General features: G+C 57.2%; 19 protein-coding genes. 4 read left to right on the top strand and 15 right to left on the bottom strand.

Annotated features, from left to right (window positions below; genetic code table 11):
• Positions 1 to 82: 82 nt before the first annotated feature.
• Together AB1E37_RS22120 and AB1E37_RS22115 are read left to right on the top strand one after the other, a co-directional pair.
• Positions 83 to 1021, top strand: a complete 939-nt coding sequence (locus tag AB1E37_RS22120; protein ID WP_004222429.1) for an Rpn family recombination-promoting nuclease/putative transposase — start codon at positions 83 to 85, stop codon at positions 1019 to 1021.
• Between the two features lie 158 nt (positions 1022 to 1179).
• Positions 1180 to 2550: an NAD-dependent succinate-semialdehyde dehydrogenase gene (locus tag AB1E37_RS22115; RefSeq protein ID WP_004146105.1), complete on the top strand. Its 1371-nt coding sequence runs from the start codon at positions 1180 to 1182 to the stop codon at positions 2548 to 2550.
• Between the two features lie 97 nt (positions 2551 to 2647).
• On the opposite strand, the gene AB1E37_RS22110 is transcribed toward AB1E37_RS22115, so the two are convergent.
• From AB1E37_RS22110 to AB1E37_RS22095, 4 genes are all read right to left on the bottom strand, one after another.
• Positions 2648 to 3193 (bottom strand): YfaZ family outer membrane protein, encoded by a 546-nt coding sequence (locus AB1E37_RS22110; RefSeq protein ID WP_004177540.1) that lies wholly within the window; start codon positions 3191 to 3193, stop codon positions 2648 to 2650.
• A 390-nt stretch (positions 3194 to 3583) separates the two neighbouring features.
• Complete coding sequence (gene yjiA, locus AB1E37_RS22105; protein ID WP_032448240.1) at positions 3584 to 4540, bottom strand: GTPase; 957 nt, start codon at positions 4538 to 4540, stop codon at positions 3584 to 3586.
• An 11-nt stretch (positions 4541 to 4551) separates the two neighbouring features.
• On the bottom strand, positions 4552 to 4755 hold the full coding sequence (locus tag AB1E37_RS22100) for a YbdD/YjiX family protein (RefSeq protein WP_002887451.1): 204 nt from the start codon (positions 4753 to 4755) through the stop codon (positions 4552 to 4554).
• A gap of 109 nt (positions 4756 to 4864) precedes the next feature.
• Positions 4865 to 7015, bottom strand: a complete 2151-nt coding sequence (locus AB1E37_RS22095; protein ID WP_002887454.1) for a carbon starvation protein — start codon at positions 7013 to 7015, stop codon at positions 4865 to 4867.
• Between the two features lie 384 nt (positions 7016 to 7399).
• Here AB1E37_RS22095 and AB1E37_RS22090 point away from each other — a divergent pair, with 384 nt between their 5' ends.
• Positions 7400 to 8023, top strand: a complete 624-nt coding sequence (locus tag AB1E37_RS22090) for a hypothetical protein (RefSeq protein ID WP_004222437.1) — start codon at positions 7400 to 7402, stop codon at positions 8021 to 8023.
• Positions 8024 to 8150: 127 nt separating this feature from the next.
• Entirely contained in the window at positions 8151 to 8861 is a 711-nt protein-coding gene (locus tag AB1E37_RS22085; protein WP_074455031.1) for a transcriptional regulator, read from the top strand.
• 74 nt (positions 8862 to 8935) lie between these two features.
• On the opposite strand, the gene AB1E37_RS22080 is transcribed toward AB1E37_RS22085, so the two are convergent.
• The 11 genes from AB1E37_RS22080 to AB1E37_RS22030 form a co-directional block, all read right to left on the bottom strand.
• Positions 8936 to 9448 (bottom strand): 4-hydroxyphenylacetate 3-monooxygenase reductase subunit, encoded by a 513-nt coding sequence (locus tag AB1E37_RS22080; protein WP_002887467.1) that lies wholly within the window; start codon positions 9446 to 9448, stop codon positions 8936 to 8938.
• Positions 9449 to 9467: 19 nt separating this feature from the next.
• Positions 9468 to 11030, bottom strand: coding sequence for a 4-hydroxyphenylacetate 3-monooxygenase, oxygenase component (gene hpaB / locus AB1E37_RS22075; RefSeq protein WP_004222444.1), 1563 nt, complete (start codon positions 11028 to 11030; stop codon positions 9468 to 9470).
• 224 nt (positions 11031 to 11254) lie between these two features.
• Positions 11255 to 12145 (bottom strand): 4-hydroxyphenylacetate catabolism regulatory protein HpaA, encoded by an 891-nt coding sequence (gene hpaA, locus AB1E37_RS22070; RefSeq protein WP_004177537.1) that lies wholly within the window; start codon positions 12143 to 12145, stop codon positions 11255 to 11257.
• 9 nt (positions 12146 to 12154) lie between these two features.
• Positions 12155 to 13513, bottom strand: a complete 1359-nt coding sequence (hpaX, locus tag AB1E37_RS22065) for a 4-hydroxyphenylacetate permease (protein ID WP_004222447.1) — start codon at positions 13511 to 13513, stop codon at positions 12155 to 12157.
• Between the two features lie 21 nt (positions 13514 to 13534).
• On the bottom strand, positions 13535 to 14332 hold the full coding sequence (gene hpaI, locus AB1E37_RS22060) for a 4-hydroxy-2-oxoheptanedioate aldolase (protein ID WP_032448241.1): 798 nt from the start codon (positions 14330 to 14332) through the stop codon (positions 13535 to 13537).
• 10 nt (positions 14333 to 14342) lie between these two features.
• A complete protein-coding gene (gene hpaH, locus AB1E37_RS22055; RefSeq protein WP_002887487.1) occupies positions 14343 to 15146 on the bottom strand; it encodes a 2-oxo-hept-4-ene-1,7-dioate hydratase in 804 nt (267 codons plus the stop codon).
• 108 nt (positions 15147 to 15254) lie between these two features.
• Positions 15255 to 15635, bottom strand: a complete 381-nt coding sequence (locus AB1E37_RS22050) for a 5-carboxymethyl-2-hydroxymuconate Delta-isomerase (protein ID WP_004151392.1) — start codon at positions 15633 to 15635, stop codon at positions 15255 to 15257.
• A gap of 9 nt (positions 15636 to 15644) precedes the next feature.
• Entirely contained in the window at positions 15645 to 16502 is an 858-nt protein-coding gene (gene hpaD / locus AB1E37_RS22045) for a 3,4-dihydroxyphenylacetate 2,3-dioxygenase (protein ID WP_004222457.1), read from the bottom strand.
• A gap of 1 nt (position 16503) precedes the next feature.
• Positions 16504 to 17970, bottom strand: coding sequence for a 5-carboxymethyl-2-hydroxymuconate semialdehyde dehydrogenase (gene hpaE / locus AB1E37_RS22040; protein ID WP_004222460.1), 1467 nt, complete (start codon positions 17968 to 17970; stop codon positions 16504 to 16506).
• Positions 17967 to 18731: a fumarylacetoacetate hydrolase family protein gene (locus AB1E37_RS22035; protein ID WP_004177534.1), complete on the bottom strand. Its 765-nt coding sequence runs from the start codon at positions 18729 to 18731 to the stop codon at positions 17967 to 17969. The genes hpaE and AB1E37_RS22035 overlap by 4 nt, the downstream gene beginning before the upstream one ends.
• A complete protein-coding gene (locus AB1E37_RS22030) occupies positions 18728 to 19360 on the bottom strand; it encodes a fumarylacetoacetate hydrolase family protein (RefSeq protein WP_004146085.1) in 633 nt (210 codons plus the stop codon). The genes AB1E37_RS22035 and AB1E37_RS22030 overlap by 4 nt, the downstream gene beginning before the upstream one ends.
• Positions 19361 to 19384: the final 24 nt, after the last annotated feature.

Below are 19384 nucleotides of genomic sequence, written 5' to 3'. Positions count from 1 at the left end.
ATGTAAAATCCCGGTTTCCGGGGTGCCAGAGACATTCATGGGATGTAGAGTCCCTGCAGGATAAGCAGGCAGGGATGAGCCGATGGCAAAGGGCACCACCTCGACGCCGCATGATGCGGTGTTTAAACAGTTCCTCACTCAGGCCGACACCGCGCGCGATTTTCTGGCGATCCATCTACCGCCTGCGCTGCGTCAGCGCTGCGACCTCGATACCTTACAGCTGGAGTCGGCAAGCTTTATCGAGGAGAGCCTGCGGGCCTGGTACTCCGATGTGCTGTGGTCACTCAAAACCGCCTCTGGCGAGGGCTACATTTATGTGGTTATCGAACATCAGAGCTCGCCGGATGCGCAGATGGCCTTCCGCCTGATGCGCTACGCCATCGCCGCGATGCAGCGCCATCTTGATGGCGGTCATACAAAACTGCCGCTGGTGGTGCCGATGCTGTTCTATCACGGAGCGACCACGCCATACCCGTGGTCACTCAACTGGCTGGACTGTTTTGCCGATCCACAGCTGGCGAGTGAGCTTTATATCTCGCCCTTTCCGCTGGTGGATGTCACGGTGATCCCCGACGATGAGATCGTTCGCCACCGGCGCGTGGCATTACTCGAGCTGATACAGAAGCATATTCGCCAGCGCGATTTAATGGGCATTGTTGAGCAACTGACGACGATTTTACTTAGCGGGGACGCTAATGACAGACAGCTAAAAACGCTGTTTAATTATCTGCTGCAGACTGGCAACGCGCGCCGCTTTGGCCGGTTTATCCACGAAGTGGCGCAACGGGTTCCTCAGCACAGGGAGAGATTGATGACTATTGCTGAAAGATTACAGGAAGTGGGCCGCAGAAAAGGCAAACGGGAAGGCCGGCTTGAAGGCAGACAAGAAGGCAGAAAAGAAGGACAGCATGCCGAGGCGTTGCGCATTGCCCAGAGGATGCTGGCTGACGGCATTGCCCGCGAGACGGTGGTGAAAATCACCGGCCTGACCGCCGACGAGATCGCCGCGCTGGCGCATTGATAACGCCGGGGCGGCCTGACGGTCGCCCCGGTTAGCCTCGTTATGGAATATTCCGGATATACCTAACTTTACCGGCATCGCCAGCCATCTCGACTACCCTTAATATCCTTAACGGCATTTTTGACTGCCTTAGTAGCGATAACAAGGAGACATGCGATATGGCCTATCAGACGGTGAATCCTGCGAACAATCAGCTTATTAAAACGTACCCGGCGCACAGCGATGCGGACGTGGAGGCGGCGCTGCAGCAGGCGGATGCGCTCTACCATTCTGCCTGGGCAAAAGGCGATATTGAACCGCGGCTGGCGGTACTGCATAAGCTGGCGGATCTGATCGATAGCCGGGCGGAGGAGCTGGCAAAAATCGCTAGCCAGGAGATGGGGAAACTCATTAAGCAGAGCCGCGGCGAAGTGAAACTTTGCGCGCAGATCGCCCGCTATTACGCCGATAACGCCAAATCGTTCCTGGCGCCGGTGAAGTATCCCTCCGAACTGGGTGAAGCCTGGGTTGAGCACCATCCCATTGGCGTCTTACTGGCGGTGGAGCCGTGGAACTTCCCCTATTACCAGCTGATGCGCGTCCTTGCGCCAAACCTGGCGGCCGGTAACCCGGTTATCGCCAAACACGCCAGCATTGTGCCGCACTGCGCGGAGACCTTTGCCCATCTGGTGCGTGAGGCCGGCGCTCCGGAGGGGGCGTGGACTAACCTGTTTATCTCCCAGGATCAGGTGGCGAAGATTATCGCCGACGATCGCGTGCAGGGCGCGGCGCTAACGGGGTCGGAGAAAGCCGGCAGCGTGGTGGCGGCGCAGGCGGCGAAGCATATTAAGAAATCAACGCTGGAACTGGGCGGCAATGATGTGTTTGTCGTGCTGGACGATGCCGACCTGGAGCGCGCGGTGAAAATCGGCGTCCAGGCGCGGCTGAACAACGCCGGCCAGGTGTGTACCGCTGCCAAGCGCTTTATCCTGCACGAAAATATCGCGGATGCATTCCTGACAAAATTTAGCGAGGCGTTTCGCCAGGTGAAAATCGGCGATCCGCTGGATGAAAGCACCACGCTGGGGCCGCTCTCTTCCAAAGATGCGCTGGATACCCTAAGCAAACAGGTGGACGAGGCGGTGAAAAATGGCGCTAAGCTGCATCTGGGCGGCAAAGCGGTGGCTCGAGAAGGCAATTTCTTTGAACCCACCATTTTGACCGGTATCACCCGTGATAATCCGGCGTACTTCGAAGAGTTCTTTGGCCCGGTGGCGCAGATCTACGTGGTGAAAAACGATGAGGAGGCAATCCAGCTGGCCAATGATTCCCACTATGGTCTGGGCGGCGCGGTGTTCAGTCAGGATATCGAACGCGCCAAACGGATGGCCTCCGCCATTGAAACCGGAATGGTTTATATCAACTGGCTCACCGATACCGCGCCGGAGCTGCCGTTTGGCGGCGTGAAGCGTTCCGGTTACGGACGGGAGCTCTCCGATCTCGGCATCAAAGAGTTTGTGAACCAGAAGCTGGTGGTGGTGCGCCGCTAAGCCTATGACCCGGCCATAAAAAAACCTGCCATTCGGCAGGTTTTTTTATGGCTAATGCTCAGCGCACCTTAACTTTATCGCGGGGCGTTGACCATAATCAGAAGGTGACCCCGCCGCCCACATAGGCGCCATCAATCAGGGTGTGGTTCGGGCGACCCTCTTTACCGTCAACGCTCACATGGCGGTAACCCACTTTCAACGTCACTGGACCAATCGGAGACCAGCTCACGCCGCCGTTCGCTTCAACATAGTTTTTCACGCTGTTGTTCAGACCATCCGGCGCGACATACCCTTCGCCAAACACGTGGATGCTGTCGGTCAGGGCCACGTTCACTCCGCCGCCGACCGGAAACGCGACGCCGTTATCGCCTTTTTTCGGCCCGAGGTAGATGGCTTTCGCGCCGGCGTTGAGCATCACCGGGCCCACTTCCAGGTTGTAACCCGCGCCCACGCCGCCGGTCTGGCTACCATCATCGGTATTCTTCAGCCAGTGGCTTTCGGCGTACAGGCCAGAAGAGGATTTACCCATTTCCATATTCAGATTAGTGAAGTTTTTACCCTGTTCAACGGTAAACCCCACCGCCATGGCGGAACCAGAGACCGCGGTCAGGGCTGCAAGAATAAGGATGTTAAGCTTTCTCATGGTTTACTCCTCGTCAATAAAGTTGTCTGAGGGCACCTTAACAAGCGATGTTTATCTCTGCAAATGTGACTTGCGTCGATTTTTTATGCTGGTTTTGTCAGGAAGGTATTTTGAAAATGTTGTAATGACGTTTGGTTACGGCGAGGTCAATCAGCAAATTTAGCCTGTTTAGCCGTGGTTTAATTGGTGGGCTAAACAGAAACTGAACAGAGCAGTCATTAATTATTAAGGGGCCTATTCATTCAGTTTCTTATAATTTCCAAAAATGTTTCTACTGTTACTTATTAAAACGTTGCTTTACATTTTTCGACGCGTTGCCGACGTTTGGTCCCTGTTTTTGACGAGGTCTCAGAGAGAAGGGGGCCTGCGCCTAGGGCGCAGGCGGGCAGGTTAGCGTCGTAACCCGGCAAACGCCGCGCGAATTTCCTCTTCCGGCAACTGAATGCCGATAAACACCAGCGTGCTGTGCGGCGTTTCATCGCCCCACGGGCGATCCCAGTCGGCGCTGTAGAGGCGCTGCACGCCCTGGAACAGCAGGCGATTTGGCTCGCCGTCGATCCACAGCATGCCTTTATAACGCATCAATTGCTCGGCGAAGGAGAGCAGCAGATTTTCCATTACCCGTGAAACTTCACTGATATCCACCGGATAGTCGAGCTCGACCACAATCGACGAGACGTCATTCTGTTTTTCTGCCACAAAATGAAAGCGCGGTGTGGCGCTGACAACCTTCTCTTCCAGCATAAAACCGCTGGTGTTAAACAGCTGGCTTAAATCGATATCGCCGTGAATGACGGTATAAATCGGCGCCCGCGCGTTAATGCGCGCCAGCCGTTCACGCAGCTTTTCGGTGTCGCCGGCGACGTCGGTTTTGGTTAACAGAATCCGGTCCGCGTAGCCGACCTGCGACTGGGCGATGGTGAACTGATCCATCTGCTGGTCGGCATGGGCGGCATCCACCAGGGCGATCACGCCGTCCAGCAGATAGCGCTCGCAGAGCACCTGATGGGAGAAAAAGGTCTGGATAATCGGCCCCGGGTTGGCCATGCCGGTGCATTCAATCACCAGCCGGTCAAACTCGATTTCGCCGCGATCGCGACTGTCGAGGAGATCGAGCAGGGCGTCTTCCAGTTCGTTGGAGCGTGTACAGCAGATACAGCCGTTGGTCAGGGTTTTAATCTGCGTGGCGCGGTCGCCGATCAGCTGATCGTCAACGGAGACTTCGCCGAATTCGTTTTCAATTACGGCGATTTTGAAACCGTGCTGCTCATTGAGGATATGGCGCAGGAGGGTGGTTTTTCCTGCGCCGAGAAAACCGGTGAGTAGGGTGACTGCAATCGGTGCCATTATTGCCTCCATTAACAGCAGCGTACGCCGCCTTTGCCGTCGCCGCCGTAGCGGGCCTGCTGACGTTCGCGGAAGAATTCTTCATAAGTCATGTACGGCTGATCCGGATGGTTGGTTTGCATATGCGTGACGTAGTTGTCGTAATCCGGAATGCCAATCAGCATTTTTGCCGCCTGACCGAGATATTTTTTTGCCTGACCTAAGTTACCAAACATTATAAGTTCCAGATAACGAATAAAGCCGGATGGCGGCTAGCGCCATATCCGGCCTACGTTAATGCGCTTTTGGTAGGCCGGATACGCGTAGCGCTATCCGGCATCAGGGTTAATGATGTGACGAGGTCTTCACGCCGCCTTCCGGTACCGGCACGTACGGAGTCTCTTTGTCGGTACGCACCTTATTGTTGCGGACATTGAGCCAGGTTTTGATGCCGTAGAAGATGATGCTGTACACCACCACCAGGAACAGAATACTCAGGCCGGCGTTGGTGTAGTTGTTGACCACGATATGGTTCATGTTGGCGATCTGCTGCGCGGTCAGCTCGCCGCCGGCGGCAATCTTCTCTTTATACTGCTGAGCCATAAAGAAGAAGCCTTCCATCTGCGGGTTGCTGCTGAACAGCTTCAGGCCCAGCGCCCAGGTGGTGCACAGCAGCAGCCATGCCGCCGGGATAACGGTGACCCAGATATATTTGGTGCGCTGCATCTTGACCAGCACCACGGTGCCAAGCACCAGCGCCACGGCGGCCAGCATCTGGTTAGAGATACCGAACAGCGGCCACAGGCTCTTCACGCCGCCCAGCGGGTCGACCACGCCCTGATACAGCAGGTAGCCCCACAGCCCGACGCAGCCGGCGGTACCGATAATCCCGGCGACCAGCGAGTCGGTTTTTTTCAGGAACGGCACGAAGTTACCCAACAGATCCTGCAGCATAAAGCGGCCTGCGCGGGTACCCGCATCCAGCGCGGTGAGGATAAACAGCGCTTCAAACAGGATACCGAAGTGGTACCAGAAGCCCATATCCGCCATCGGGATGATTTTATGGAATACGTGGGCGATACCGACGGCCAGCGTCGGCGCGCCGCCAGCGCGGTTCAGTACCGAAGGTTCGCCGATATCTTTCGCCGTCTGCAGGATCTGCTCAGGTGAAATCACAAAGCCCCAGGAGCTGACGGTCGCCGCCGCGTGGACGGTCACTTCTTTCAACTGCGCTGCGATCATCGCCGCGTTTTCACCGCCCATTTCATGCAGGTTTGGCATCACGATGCCCAGGCCCGCCGGCGGGGTGTTCATCGCGAAGTAGAGACCCGGTTCGATAATCGAGGCCGCAACCAGCGCCATAACTGCAACAAAGGATTCCATCAGCATCGCGCCGTAGCCAATAAAGCGGGCATCGGTTTCGTTGGCCAGCAGCTTCGGCGTGGTGCCGGAGGCGATCAGCGCGTGGAAGCCGGAGACCGCGCCGCAGGCGATGGTGATAAACAGGAACGGGAACAGCGCGCCTTTCCACAGCGGGCCGGTACCATCAATGTACTGGGTCACCGCCGGCATTTTCAGGTCCGGGTTAAGGATAACGATCCCCAGTGCCAGGCCGACGATCACGCCGATTTTCAGGAAGGTGGCCAGATAATCGCGCGGCGCCAGAATCAGCCATACCGGCAGCAGGGCGGAAATAAACGCGTAGCCAATCAGGGTAAAGGTGATGGTGGTGTCTTTAAAGGTCAGCGCCGGGCCCCAGTACGGGTCGTGGGCAATCACGCCGCCGAACCAGATAGAGGCCACCAGCAGCACGATACCGATAACCGACACTTCACCGACGCGGCCTGGGCGCAGGAAGCGCATGTAGATCCCCATAAACAGGGCGATAGGCACCGTCGAGCAGACGGTAAACACGCCCCACGGGCTTTCCGCCAGCGCTTTCACCACGATGAGCGCCAGCACCGCGAGGATGATGATCATAATCAGGAAGCAGCCGAACAGGGCGATAGAGCCCGGAACCGGCCCCATCTCCTGTTTAATCATCTCGCCCAGCGAGGCGCCGTTACGCCGCGAGGAGATAAACAGCACCATGAAGTCCTGTACCGCGCCCGCCAGCACCACGCCGGCCAGCAGCCACAGGGTGCCCGGCAGATAGCCCATCTGCGCGGCCAGTACCGGGCCAACCAGCGGGCCAGCGCCGGCGATCGCGGCAAAGTGGTGGCCAAACAGCACGTAGCGGTTGGTTGGCACATAGTTCAGGCCATCGTTATTAATGACCGCCGGCGTGGAGCGCGTCGGGTCAAGCTTCATCACCTTCTGCGCGATGTACAGGCTGTAATAACGGTAGGCGACGAGGTACACAGAAACCGATGCGACGACGATCCACAGGGCGCTGACGTGCTCACCGCGGCGCAGGGCGACGACTGAGAGGCAAAATGCCCCGATGATTCCGAGAATCACCCAGGGTATGTGCTTGAATAGTTTTTTGGTATCCATAGTAAAACCTGGCGTTAATTAGATGAATAATTGGCCGAAGCCGTCTGGTTTTAAGTAAGGGTTGATGGAGGTATTGATTAGCTAGGCTGCCTCCGATCTTGCCAGAACAGCGCGCGCGTAAAGTTGGGTAAATCGGTGAGTGGTTGTATAGGGGGTTAAGCGGTTACTTGCGGGGGTAAGCGGTTAGATATGAGTACGAGAGCGCGTAAATGTGTGATTAAGCTCACAATATTATTCTGCGCATCTCAAAGATATGCTTTCAAACTGAGGATAACGATTTTTATCACCCGCAGATCACTATCTTTATTTCAAGTAGAGGTATTTTGATATTATGCTGACTTTGCCATGTCGTATGGATAGCGTTTAACAAAGGGAATTCGAGTTATGAAATTTGTAAAGATAATGATCATCGCCAGTGCTTTTTACTTAACATATGCTCATGCAAGAGAGATACATCAGGCTGTTGATGAGCCGGCAGCCCCTTATAATTTGCGCTGGGGGATGAGTTACGATGAGGCCAGAAACACGCCTTTATATTCTCTGGAGGTATCAGATATCAATTATGCCGGAAAAGACCCGGATCTGATTATCTCAACGCTGACTCCCCAGGAAGTGGGGGCGTTGAAATATCAGGAGATGAAGCTTTATTTCGATAAGAATAAAGGGCTGAAAAGTGTTTTTGTTAGCGCTGATGTTGATTCCAGTCAGCAGGCCTATAAAGTTGATGATGGCCGGGAAGCACTCGCCTTATATAATGAGGAAGTTAAGGTTCTTGATCGAGAATATGGGCCAGCGACAATCAAAGAAGAGTTCATTGCAGAAAAAGGGAAATTCTATCAAAGTCTTTCCGCCTGCATTGCAAAACAGCAGGAGTGGTATAATAAAAGATTATATCTGAATAAAATAAAAAATTGTTCAACCTGGCAACGTACTTATAAAAAAGGTCGGGTAACCGTTTTGCTATACATCGAACCGAGACAAGTTTCCAAACATTATATTTATAAATAAATTAAAGGACTTAACGGTGAGAATATATAAGATTTTTTTTAGAAGTATTGCCATGGTCATTATGGTTATGATCCTTTCTGATTGTCGTCAGTCGTATTATATTGCCAGAAATACGGGGCGCAATATAATGACCTTATCCGACCATCAGCGCGCTAAATCGGCGTTAAACGCTAACGATTTAAATGCAGCTCAGGGCTACCTGACGGGAGAAAAATACAATAATCGCTACAGGCCTGTTAGCGGTGAGGAATCCTGGGGAAGTTTACAATATCGGGCGGCGAAAATCGTCGCCAACGCCGCGGCGAACGGTCAAAAAGTGCGTGATGATGCGCTCTATCTCGCTTATATCTCTTTGTTTGAAGCAGAAGAGGGAGTGCCCGAACATCCCGATATTATGTTGGGTTACATGCATAAAGCCATGGCGCTACTGTTAGCGAATCCGCAATTACTCGATAAAATCGATTCTAAAAATGTCAGTACTTTACCCAGCCAGTTTACCCTTGAACGCTATGCTGTATGGCAATATTTATACGATGGCGGCGAGATTGACTGGACCAAAAAAGCGCCTGAAGGTGAAGGTTATACAATTGTTGGTGAAAGCTATCAGACCTGGAATATCAAGTTAAAAAAAGCCATCTGGAATCGGGGAGACGCTTTTTTAACAAATATAGGTAAACAACAATTTATTCATGACGCTATAGATTATTCGCAATTTCCGGTTATTGCCTGTACCGCCAGGCGAAAAGGCTGGCACTTAACATTACCTGCTGACTACCGGGAACAAAATTTCCGCGGCGGTGGACGTTTTGATTGGGCTTCATGTCGCGCTGTTGAATAAGGCTGGCGGGTGAGATGACGCATATTAAGCGCCAGGTTTACGTATCGGGCGATAAGTAAACCTGGGCGCGGATTTTAGACTGCCACTTCCATTTCCATCATCACCGGATGGAAACGGCGTTTAAAGTAAATCAGGCCGTGCCCTTGCGGGCTCAGGGTAATATTCCTGATCTCCACCAGATACACCAGGTGGGTACCGATGGTTTGCACCTGGCTAATTTCGCCTTCGAGGCTGGCCAGCGAACCCTTCAGCACCGGCTGCCCGAGCGCGCCCTGCTGCCAGCCGCTGAGGGCAAACCGCTCTTCCATCGTCACCCCGGTCATCCCGGCGAAATGACGGGCCATGATTTCCTGTTCGTGGTTCAGCACGTTGATGCACAACTTGCCGTTGCCCTGAAACACCGGGTTCATCGCGCTGTTGGCGTTGATACAAACCATCACCGATGGCGGCGTATCCGTCACCGAGCATACCGCCGTGGCGGTAATGCCGCAGCGGCCGGCTTCGCCTGCGGTGGTGACAACGTTAACCGCAGCCGACAGGCTGGCCATGGCATCGCGAAAACGCAGGCGTTGTTCATCTAATTGCATTATGACCTCCCGCTGTGAATTACTTCAGCAGCTTATCCAACATGTTGATATCAGCGTTATTGTGCAGATGCGGCACCGTCCAGCCGTTCTGGTCGTACTCGGACAGGCAGCGGTCGACCATCGCCATCATTTTGTCCATATTGCCGGAGCTCTGCGCCTGGCGCAGACACTGCAGGCGAATTTCATCCTGGCTACCGGAGTAGTTGATCTCATACAGTTCATGGCGGCCGCCGAATTCGCTGCCGATGGCGTCCCACATCAGTTTGAGGATTTTGATACGTTCAACGTGGTCCATACCGTTGGAGCCGCGCACGTACTTCGCCAGATACTGGTCGATCTGCGGGTTGTTCAGATCGCGGGCGCTGGATGGCAGATAAATCAGGCCGCTGGTGACGTTGCGCTCGATGATGTTCTTGATCTTGGCGTAGGCCATCGGGGCCATCACGCGATAGGTCTGCAGCGCGGCGTGATCCGGCAGCCATGCGCCGTTGACCCACGGCGTCGCTTCCGAGCACATGGAATCGCTCAGCGCCCAGAACATGTTGCGCCACGCCACCACTTCGCCAAGGTCGGCCTGCACGCCACGGAATTCGAGGGTGCCGGTACATTCCAGAGAGCGTTTCATTAGGGCAGTGATAAAGTCCAGTTTGACCGCCAGGCGCACGCAGGCCTGCAGCGGGTACATGCGGGCGAAACCGCCTTCCATGGTCCAGCGACGGCAGCGGTCAAAGTCGCGATAAATTAGTACGTTCTCCCATGGGATCAGCACCTTATCCATTACCAGAATCGCGTCGTTCTCGTCGAAACGGCTGGAAAGCGGATAGTCGTACGGCGATCCGGTCGCGCCGGCGACCATCTCATAGGAGGCGCGGGAGATAAGCTTGACGCCTTCGGCATCCATCGGCGCGACGAACATCAGCGCGAAGTCCGGGTTCTCGCCCATCACCTGTGCGGAGCCGAAGCCGATCATGTTGTAGTGGGTCAGCGCCGAGTTGGTGGCGACCACTTTCGCGCCGCTGACGATGATCCCGGCATCGGTCTCTTTTTCCAGCTTGATGTAGACATCCTTCACTTCATCAGCCGGCTTGTGGCGGTCGATCGGCGGGTTGACGATCGCGTGGTTGAAGTACAGGCCGGTTTCCTGAATGCGGGTGTACCAGTTGCGGGCGTTCTGCTCGAACTGGCCGTAAAACGCCGGGTTGGCGCCCAGCGCGCAGCCGAAGGCGGCTTTGTAGTCCGGGGTGCGGCCCATCCAGCCGTAGCTTAAGCGAGACCATTCGGCGATGGCGTCGCGCTGCTGGCGCAGATCGTCGGCGCTTTTCGCCACGCGGAAGAATTTATGGGTGTAGCCACCGCTGCCAGTATCGGTGCCCCAGCACAGGGAATCCTGCATCTCCGGTTTATGCAGCGCATCGTACAGCTGAGCGACGGAGGCCGCGGCATTACGGAAGGCCGGGTGGGTGGTGACGTCTTTCACGCGCTCGCCGTAGATATAAATTTCGCGGCCATCCTGCAGGCTTTTTAAATACTCTTCGCCAGTTAACGGGCGTTTCGCGTCGGCGCGGAAATCTTCAGGTTTCATAGGGGCCTCTTCAGTATTTATCGGAATAATGATGTTAAATATATGTTTTGTTTTTGTTGTTTAATTGAAGCGGTTATGGCGCTTGTCGTGAAGGGACGTTTGCGACAACGGCGGGTACTTTTCAGGCGGGAGTGAATTTTGTGATCTCTGCAACTTTTACCGGCTGGCGCGGCGCTGACCCGCCCTACGGTCTATAGCCCAGGCAAGCGCAGCGCCGCCGGGTATTACGACACAGGTACTTTTTGCGCCCGGTAGCTGCTGGGCGAGCAGCCGACCTGGCGGCTAAAAAAGCGCGCAAAATAGGCGGGGTCTTTAAACCCCAGCTGCCAGGCAATCTCATTGACCGCGCTATCGGAGAACAGCAGCAGGCGCTTCGCCTCGCGCAGCTGACGGTCGAATATCAGCCGCTTCGGCGAACGGTTGGCGAAGCGGCGACAGATGTCGGTCAACCGCGATTCGGTCAGATGCAACTCCCTGGCGTAATCCGGTACCGTCCAGTGCTGATGGTAGTGGCTGTCGATCATCTGGTTAAAGCGCTGGAATAGTTTCAGCTCGCCGCGCATCCCGCTGGCGGCGTGATCGTCGAGCTTTGCGTTACGCAATAGCAGGGTAAAGACCGCCTGCGCCAGTAGCGCCAGGGTATGCTCCCGCCCCGGCAACTGGGCGGTAGATTCCCGGCGAATCAGCTGCCAGTAGTGGGCCAGCGCCGCCAGCTCGTCGGGTTTATCCGCCAGCGACAGGCAGATCCCCGGCAGGCCGAAGGTCTCCCGCGTGCCGGGATAAAGCACCTCCAGCAGCGGCCAGATCAGCTCCTCATGGACCGTCAACACATGGCCATCGCTATCGGACTCGGTAATAAAAGCGTGCGGTACCGAGGGCGGCGTTATCACAAACAGCGGCGCCTGCACCGAATAGCGATGGTCATCAAGCTGCAGCTCAATCTGTCCGGTATCAAGGTAGTGCATCTGGAAATAGCGGTCGTGGCGATGCGCCTGCATGTCGCGGCCAAAAAAGGCCGCCATGCGGGAGAACGACTGGTAGTGCACCTCTTCGGTACCCAGACTCTCGTCGTAATCTTTATTGATGTCGATGTTGGCGATGGAATGCTGGCACATACCCGCTCCTTAGTGGCCTTTTTGCGCCGCTAAGCCCGGCGCGGCGGCGGCGTCCTCACGCTGGCTCATTGGAATGCGGGTAAGCACCAGCGCGCCGACGATCAGTAATCCGGCGACAAACCACAGCCCGGAGCTAAAGCTGCCGGTGGTATCGCGCAAAATGCCGATCAACAGCGGGCTGACGGCAGAGCCGACGTTGCCGATAGCGTTGATCACCGCCAGCGCCACCGCGCGCGACTGCAGGCTGATCACCCGATCCGGGGTGGTCCAGAAAATGGCCATCGCGGTAAAGGATCCCACCGAAGCCATAATAATGCCGATCAGTTGGATCAGGCTGTGGTGCGTTGCCGAAGCCAGCAGCCAACCTGCCGCGGCGAACAGGTAGGGCAGGATGGTATGCATCTTGCGCTCTTTGCGGCGATCGGATCGGCGGCTCCACCAGATCATGCCGAAAATAGTGCAGAACTGCGGGATCGCCGCCAGCAGGCCAATCATGATGTTGCTGCTGCCGGTGTTGAAGCTCTGCAGGATCTGCGGCGTCCAGATATTAATGGCGCTGAGGGTATTGGTCAGGCAGAAGTAGGCGAGGGTATACATCAGCACCGCTGGCGTCAGTACTTCGCGCAGCGTGGAACGCGGCGAAGCCGGGACGATCGCCGCATGTTCCCGTTCGCGATCGATCATCGCCTTCAGCGCCTGTTTCTCTTCGTTATCCAGCCAGTTGGCTTTATCCGGCGTGTCGTTGAGGAAGAACCAGGTGACGACGCCGAGCACCACCGACGGCAGGCCTTCCAGCAGAAATAGCCATTGCCAGCCTTTCAGGTTCCACAGGCCGTCGAGCGCCAGGATATAGCCGGAAAGTATCGAGCCGAGCATCATGGTCACCGGCATGGCGATCATAAACAGGGCGTTGGCGCGGGCACGATGGTAGGCCGGGAACCACCAGGTCAGATAGACGAGGATCCCCGGTAGAAAACCGGCCTCGGCGATGCCGACCAGCATGCGCAGGATGTACAGCGTATGCGGATTGGTGGCGAACATGGTGCAGGTCGAGGCGATCCCCCAGACCACCATGATCCCGGCGATCCAACGGCGCGCGCCGACTTTCGCCAGCATGATATTGCTGGGGATCCCGCACAGCACGTAGGTGACGTAGAACAGCGTCGCCGCCAGGCCGAACATGGTGGAGGTCAGGCCGAGATCTTTACCCATCGTCAGACCGGCAAAGCCGATATTAATTCGATCCAAAAATGAGAAAACAAAGAGAACAAACAGGAAGGTAATCAGGCGGCGGAACAGCTTTTTGATCACTCGGTTTTCTACTTCAACGGCTTTATTATCATTGTGTTGCAGGGTAGAGGTAGTCATGTTGCGCTCCACATTATCCGTTCAATAGACGGATTTATTGTTATCGGTTGTGGTGGTTGCGTTGTGGGTAAACCGGGCCGCCAGCGCTTCTGCGCCGCGGGCCAGCAGGGTGGTATCGACGCCGACGGCGACGAACAGCGCGCCCAGTTCGAGATAGCGTTTCGCCAGCTGTTCATTGGCCATCAGGATCCCCGGCGCCTTGCCGGCCTGACGGATTTGCTGGATGGCATCTTCAATGGCGGCCTGCACTTCCGGGTGCTGCGGATTGCCGCCGTGGCCCATATCAGCGCTGAGATCCGCCGGGCCGATAAACACACCATCTACCCCGTCGACATCGAGGATCTGCGGCAGATTTTTCAGCGCTTCGCGAGTCTCAATCTGCACCAGGACGCACATGGCGTCATTGGCCCGGTGGATATAATCCGGGACGCGATTCCAGCGCGAGGCGCGGGCCAGCGCGCTGCCGACGCCGCGAATGCCGGCAGGCGGGTAGCGGGTGGCTCTGACCGCCAGCCGCGCTTCTTCGGCGTTCTGCACCATCGGCACCAGCAGGGTTTGCGCGCCGACGTCCAGCAGTTGTTTAATTTGTACCGGATCGTTCCACGACGGACGCACCACCGGCTGGCTGGGGTAGGGCGCAATGGCCTGAAGCTGGGTCAGCACCGTTTGTACATTGTTGGGCGCGTGTTCGCCGTCGATCAGCAGCCAGTCGAAGCCCGCGCCGGCCAGCAGTTCGGCGCTGTAGCTGCTGCACAGCCCAAGCCACAGGCCGATTTGCGGACGCCCGGCCTTGAGCGCCTCTTTAAATGCGTTGTTCATGTTGCTCTCCTCAAACAAAGCGGCAGCTGATGGCGCCCATGTTGCCGTAGTCGACGTGGAAGGTATCGCCCTTGCGCGCCGGGACCGGGCGGGTGAAGGAGCCGCCGAGGATAATCTGCCCGGCTTCGAGCTGGACATCGTATGGCGCCAGTTTGTTGGCCAGCCAGGCCACGCCGTTGGCCGGATGATTAAGCACGCCCGCGGCGACGCCGGTCTCTTCAATCACGCCGTTGCGATACAGCAGGGCGGAGATCCAGCGCAGGTCGAGCTCGTCCGGTTTAATCGGCCGGCCGCCGAGGATCACCCCGGCGTTGGCGGCGTTGTCGGAGATGGTGTCGAACACTTTGCGCGGACGCTGGGTTTCCGGGTCGATGTTGTGGCAACGCGCGTCGATAAGCTCCAGCGCAGGGATAACGTAGTCGGTGGCGTTGTAGACATCAAACAGCGTGCAGTTCGGGCCGCGCAGCGGTTTGGCCAGCACGAAGGCCAGCTCGACTTCAATACGCGGCACGATAAAGCGGTCGGTGGGAATATCGCTGCCGTCGTGAAAGAACATATCGTCGAGCAGCGCGCCGTAGTCCGGCTCGCTGATCTGCGAACTGGCCTGCATCGCTTTAGAGGTCAGGCCGATCTTGTGGCCTTTGAGCACGCGGCCTTCGGCGATCTTCATCTCGACCCACTCGCGCTGGACGGCGTAGGCGTCCTCAATGGTGATCGACGGATAATCCAGCGAGATCGCGCGGATCTGTTCACGCTGCTTTTCGGCCTGGTTCAGCCGCTGGGCAATCAGGGTACGGGTCTGTTTATCGAGCATAGAGATTCCTGTGGCATTGCATTGCCGGATGGCGCTTCGCTTATCCGGCCTACAAATTCATGGCCGTTGTAGGCCCGGTAAGCGCAGCGCCACCGGGCAATTTGCACATTATTTAAATAACGCGTGCACGTTGTTTTGTTTGTAGTTCAGCGTCGGGTCGAGCTCTTCCATGGCGAACGACAGCGCCAGATAGCGGCTCTCCATTAGCGTCGCGAAGTGGGATTTGATCAGCGCGAACAGCATATCTCCCACGTCCTGACGGCTCTCCAGGCTGCGCCCGGCGCCGATCTTCAGGGTCATATGCACGAAGGCGTAATCCTGCCTGCCGTCGGCCATCTGCCAGGTATCCAGCCAGTGGGCGCGGCTGCGGATCCCGCCGATGGGAAAGATGCCGGTGGCGGCCAGCGCCTCGTTGACTTTGGCGAACAGCCCAGGCAGATCGGCCTGCTCGCGGATGTTGTCGGTACATTCGGCGATAAAATGCGGCATGGGGCCCCCTTACGCCTGCGCTGGCAACGGGAACACGGCGTTAACCTGGCCGGTACCGGAGCTGGCGAATAGCTCGGTGATAAACTCCACTTTGCCGTCGTATTTATCCCAACCCAGCAGACCGAGCAGCATCACCGTGTCGTGCATGTTGCCTTCGCCGTAGCAGTAGTCGGCATACTCCGGCAGCATGGTGCAGAACTCTTTGAATTTGCCCTCGCGCCACAGCTTCACCACCCGCTCATCCATTTGATGGTCAAATTCGCGGGTGTAGCTGTTCATCCCCTCTTCGGCGCGCTGGTCGTCGATAAAGCGGTGCGACAGCGAACCGCTGGCCAGCACCGCCACGGTGCCGTCGTATTTCTCAATGGCTTTGAGGATCGCTTCGCCCAGCCTGCGGCTATCGGCAAAGTCGTGAACGGTACAGAAAGCAGAGATAGATACCACCTTGAAGTGCTTATCGCTGTTCATGTAGCGCATCGGCACCAGGGTGCCGTACTCCAGCTTCAGGCTGGGAATATTGTGCGCTTTGGCACGCACCCCGAGCTTCACCGCCTCGTCGGCGATAAGCTGGCCCAGCTCCGGGTTGCCGTCGTAGTCGTAGGTCATGTCGCGAATGAAATGCGGCAGTTCGTTACTGGTGTAGACGCCCTGAAAATGGTCGGCGCAGTTGATGTGGTAGGCGCTGTTGACCAGCCAGTGGGTATCAAACACGATAATGGTATCGACGCCCCTTTCACGGCAGCGCTTGCCAATTTCTTTATGCCCGTCGATCGCGCCCTGACGGCAGCCGTGGTTTTTCCCCGGCAGCTCAGACAGATACATCGACGGCACGTGAGTGATTTTTGCTGCTAACGCTAACTTACCCATATCAGACTCCCCATTTCGGGATCGGATGGTCGCCCATCGAGATGCAGACGTTTTTCATTTCGGCGAACACTTCAAAGCTGTACTCGCCGCCTTCGCGGCCGGTGCCGGAGGCCTTCACGCCGCCGAACGGCTGACGCAGGTCGCGCACGTTCTGGGTGTTGACGAACACCATCCCGGCTTCAATACCGCGCGCCAGACGCAGCACTTTGCTGACGTCCTGGGTCCAGATATACGACGCCAGGCCGTATTCCACATCGTTCGCCAGGCGCAGCCCTTCCGCTTCGTCTTTGAACGGCAGCAGGCAGGCGACCGGGCCAAAAATCTCTTCCTGGGCGACGCGCATACGGTTGTCGACATCCGCCAGCACCGTCGGGCGCAGGAAGTTGCCGGCTTTCAGATGCGCCGGCAGGTCGGACGGTTTATCCGCGCCGCCGGCCAGCAGGGTGGCCCCCTCTTCGATGCCGAGGCGAATGTAGCCGGACACTTTCTCCCAGTGCTGCTGGCTAATCAGCGCGCCGACTTGGGTGTTCGGATCGGTCGGATCGCCTACGCGCAGGCGATTGGCGCGCTCGGCGAAGCGTTTAACGAACTCGGGGTAGATACTCTGCTGAATAAAGATGCGCGAGCCGGCGGTGCAGCGTTCGCCGTTGATCGAGAAGATGGTGAACAGCGCGGCGTCAAGCGCGCGCTCGATATCGGCATCTTCAAAAATCAGCACCGGCGATTTTCCGCCCAGCTCCATGGAGTACTTTTTCAGACCGGCGTTTTTCATGATGTTGCGGCCGGTGGCGGTGCCGCCGGTGAAGGAGACGGCGCGCACATCATGATGGCGCACCAGCGCGTCGCCGGCGGTGGCGCCGTAGCCCTGCACCACATTGAGTACGCCAGCCGGGATCCCGGCTTCCAGCGCCAGCTCGCCCAGACGATCGGCGGTCAGCGGCGACAGTTCGGACATTTTCAGCACCGCGGTATTCCCCAGCGCCAGGCACGGCGCCACCTTCCAGGTGGCGGTCATAAACGGCACGTTCCACGGCGACACCAGCGCGCAGACGCCAACCGGCTGCACGAGGGTGTAGTTCAGCATCTTGTCGTCGACCGGATAGGTCTTGCCGTTCATCTGCTGGCATACTTCGGCGAAAAATTCGAAATTGTGTGAGGCGCGCGGGATCAACACGTTTTTGGTCTGGTGGATCGGCAGGCCGGTATCGGCGGTTTCCATCGCCGCGATCTTCGGGACGTTCTGATCGATCAGATCCCCCAGGCGGCGCATCAGGCGCGCGCGCTCTTTCATCGGCAGGTTAGCCCACTTCGGAAAGGCCTCTTTTGCCGCCGCCACCGCCTGGTTTATTTCGGCTTCACCGCCGGAGGCGACTTCCGCCAGTACCTCGCCGGTGGCCGGGTTGGTGGTATGAAAATAGTCTGCGCCGGCAACGTTTTTACCGTTGATCCAATGGTTAATCTTTTTCATGACAGTGTCTCCTCATACGCTTGCTGGCTGATGATATGGTTGACCAGGCGGCCCACGCCCTCGACTTCAACGATCACCTCGTCGCCCGGTACCACGTCGGATAGCCCTTTCGGCGTGCCGGTGGCGATCATGTCGCCCGGTTGCAGGGTCATAAATTCGCTTAAATAAGCGATGAGGAACGGGATGCTGAAGATCAGATCGGCGGTGGTGCCCTGCTGGCGCAGCTCGCCGTTGACCCAGGTGCGCAGGGCCAGATTATGCGGATCCGGGATCGCCTCTTTGCTGACGATCCACGGGCCGATCGGCGTCAGGGTGTCGCGGCTTTTCACCCGCAGGTTCGGGCGGTAGTAGTTTTCCAGATAGTCGCGGATCGCGTAGTCATTGCACACGGTATAGCCGGCGACATAATCCATAGCCTCGGCTTCGCTGACGCGGCGCGCGGTTTTCCCAATCACCACCACCAGTTCGGCTTCGTAGTGCATGTATTCGACGTTATCCGGGCGTACCGACTGCTGCTGGTGGCCAGTAAAGGTGTTCGGCGCTTTGATAAACACCAACGGCTCGGTTGGCGGTTTAAATTCCAGCTCGCTGGCGTGATCGGCGTAATTCAGCCCCAGCGCGAACAGCGTGCCGTCGGCGGGCGGCAGCCAGCGGAATTCACCTTCTTTTAATACCGTGCCATCGTCCAGGCGCACCTGGTCGCGTTCATTGACCAGCACGTCGCGTACCTGTCCTTGCCATTCAATGCGTGCCTGTTTCATGCCAGCTCTCCTTCTGCGACAACCGGGTTTTCGAGCGCCGGGAAACCGTCGGCGAGAATACGTACCCGGTCGCCGGGGCGCAGCGTGACGCGGGAGTGGGGCGTGCCGATAAGGATCGCGTCGCCGGGATTGAGGGTGGCGAACTCGCTCAAGGCGCTCAGCAGCTGCGCGGCATTACGCTGCAGATCGCCGGTATGCCAGCTATCCGCCTCGCGGCCGTTGATTTCGGTGATGATGGTCAGATCGTCGACGTTGCGTACCGCCGATAGCGTGCCGATGGGGCAGAAGCCATCGCGGCACTTGGCTTTGATCGCCGGGCGATAAAAACTCTCTTCCGGCAGACTCACATCGTTAGCCAGCGCGTAGCCAGCGATATAGTTCGCCGCCTCTTCCGCCGCCACTTTACGCGCGGTTTTGCCGACAATCAGCGCCACCGTTGCGCCGCTTTGTACGGTCTCGCCCTGCGGATACGGGATCGCTTCGCCATCGCCAATTACGGTATTGCGCGGCTTGATAAACCAGACCGCGGTTTTCGGCGGCGTCTTGTAGGGGGCCTGTTGAAACGCCTCGCGCCAGGCGTCGAGCTGGCTGCGATGATTGAGCGCAACGGCGAAGATGGTACCTTTCATTCACCACTCCTCTGGGACAGATTT

It is taken from the genome of Klebsiella sp. Shm-1 (assembly GCF_040804525.1).
GTDB lineage: Bacteria > Pseudomonadota > Gammaproteobacteria > Enterobacterales > Enterobacteriaceae > Klebsiella > Klebsiella pneumoniae.
The sequence above is the reverse complement of the archived record's forward strand: the minus strand, read 5'-3'. Positions and strand labels throughout refer to the sequence as shown.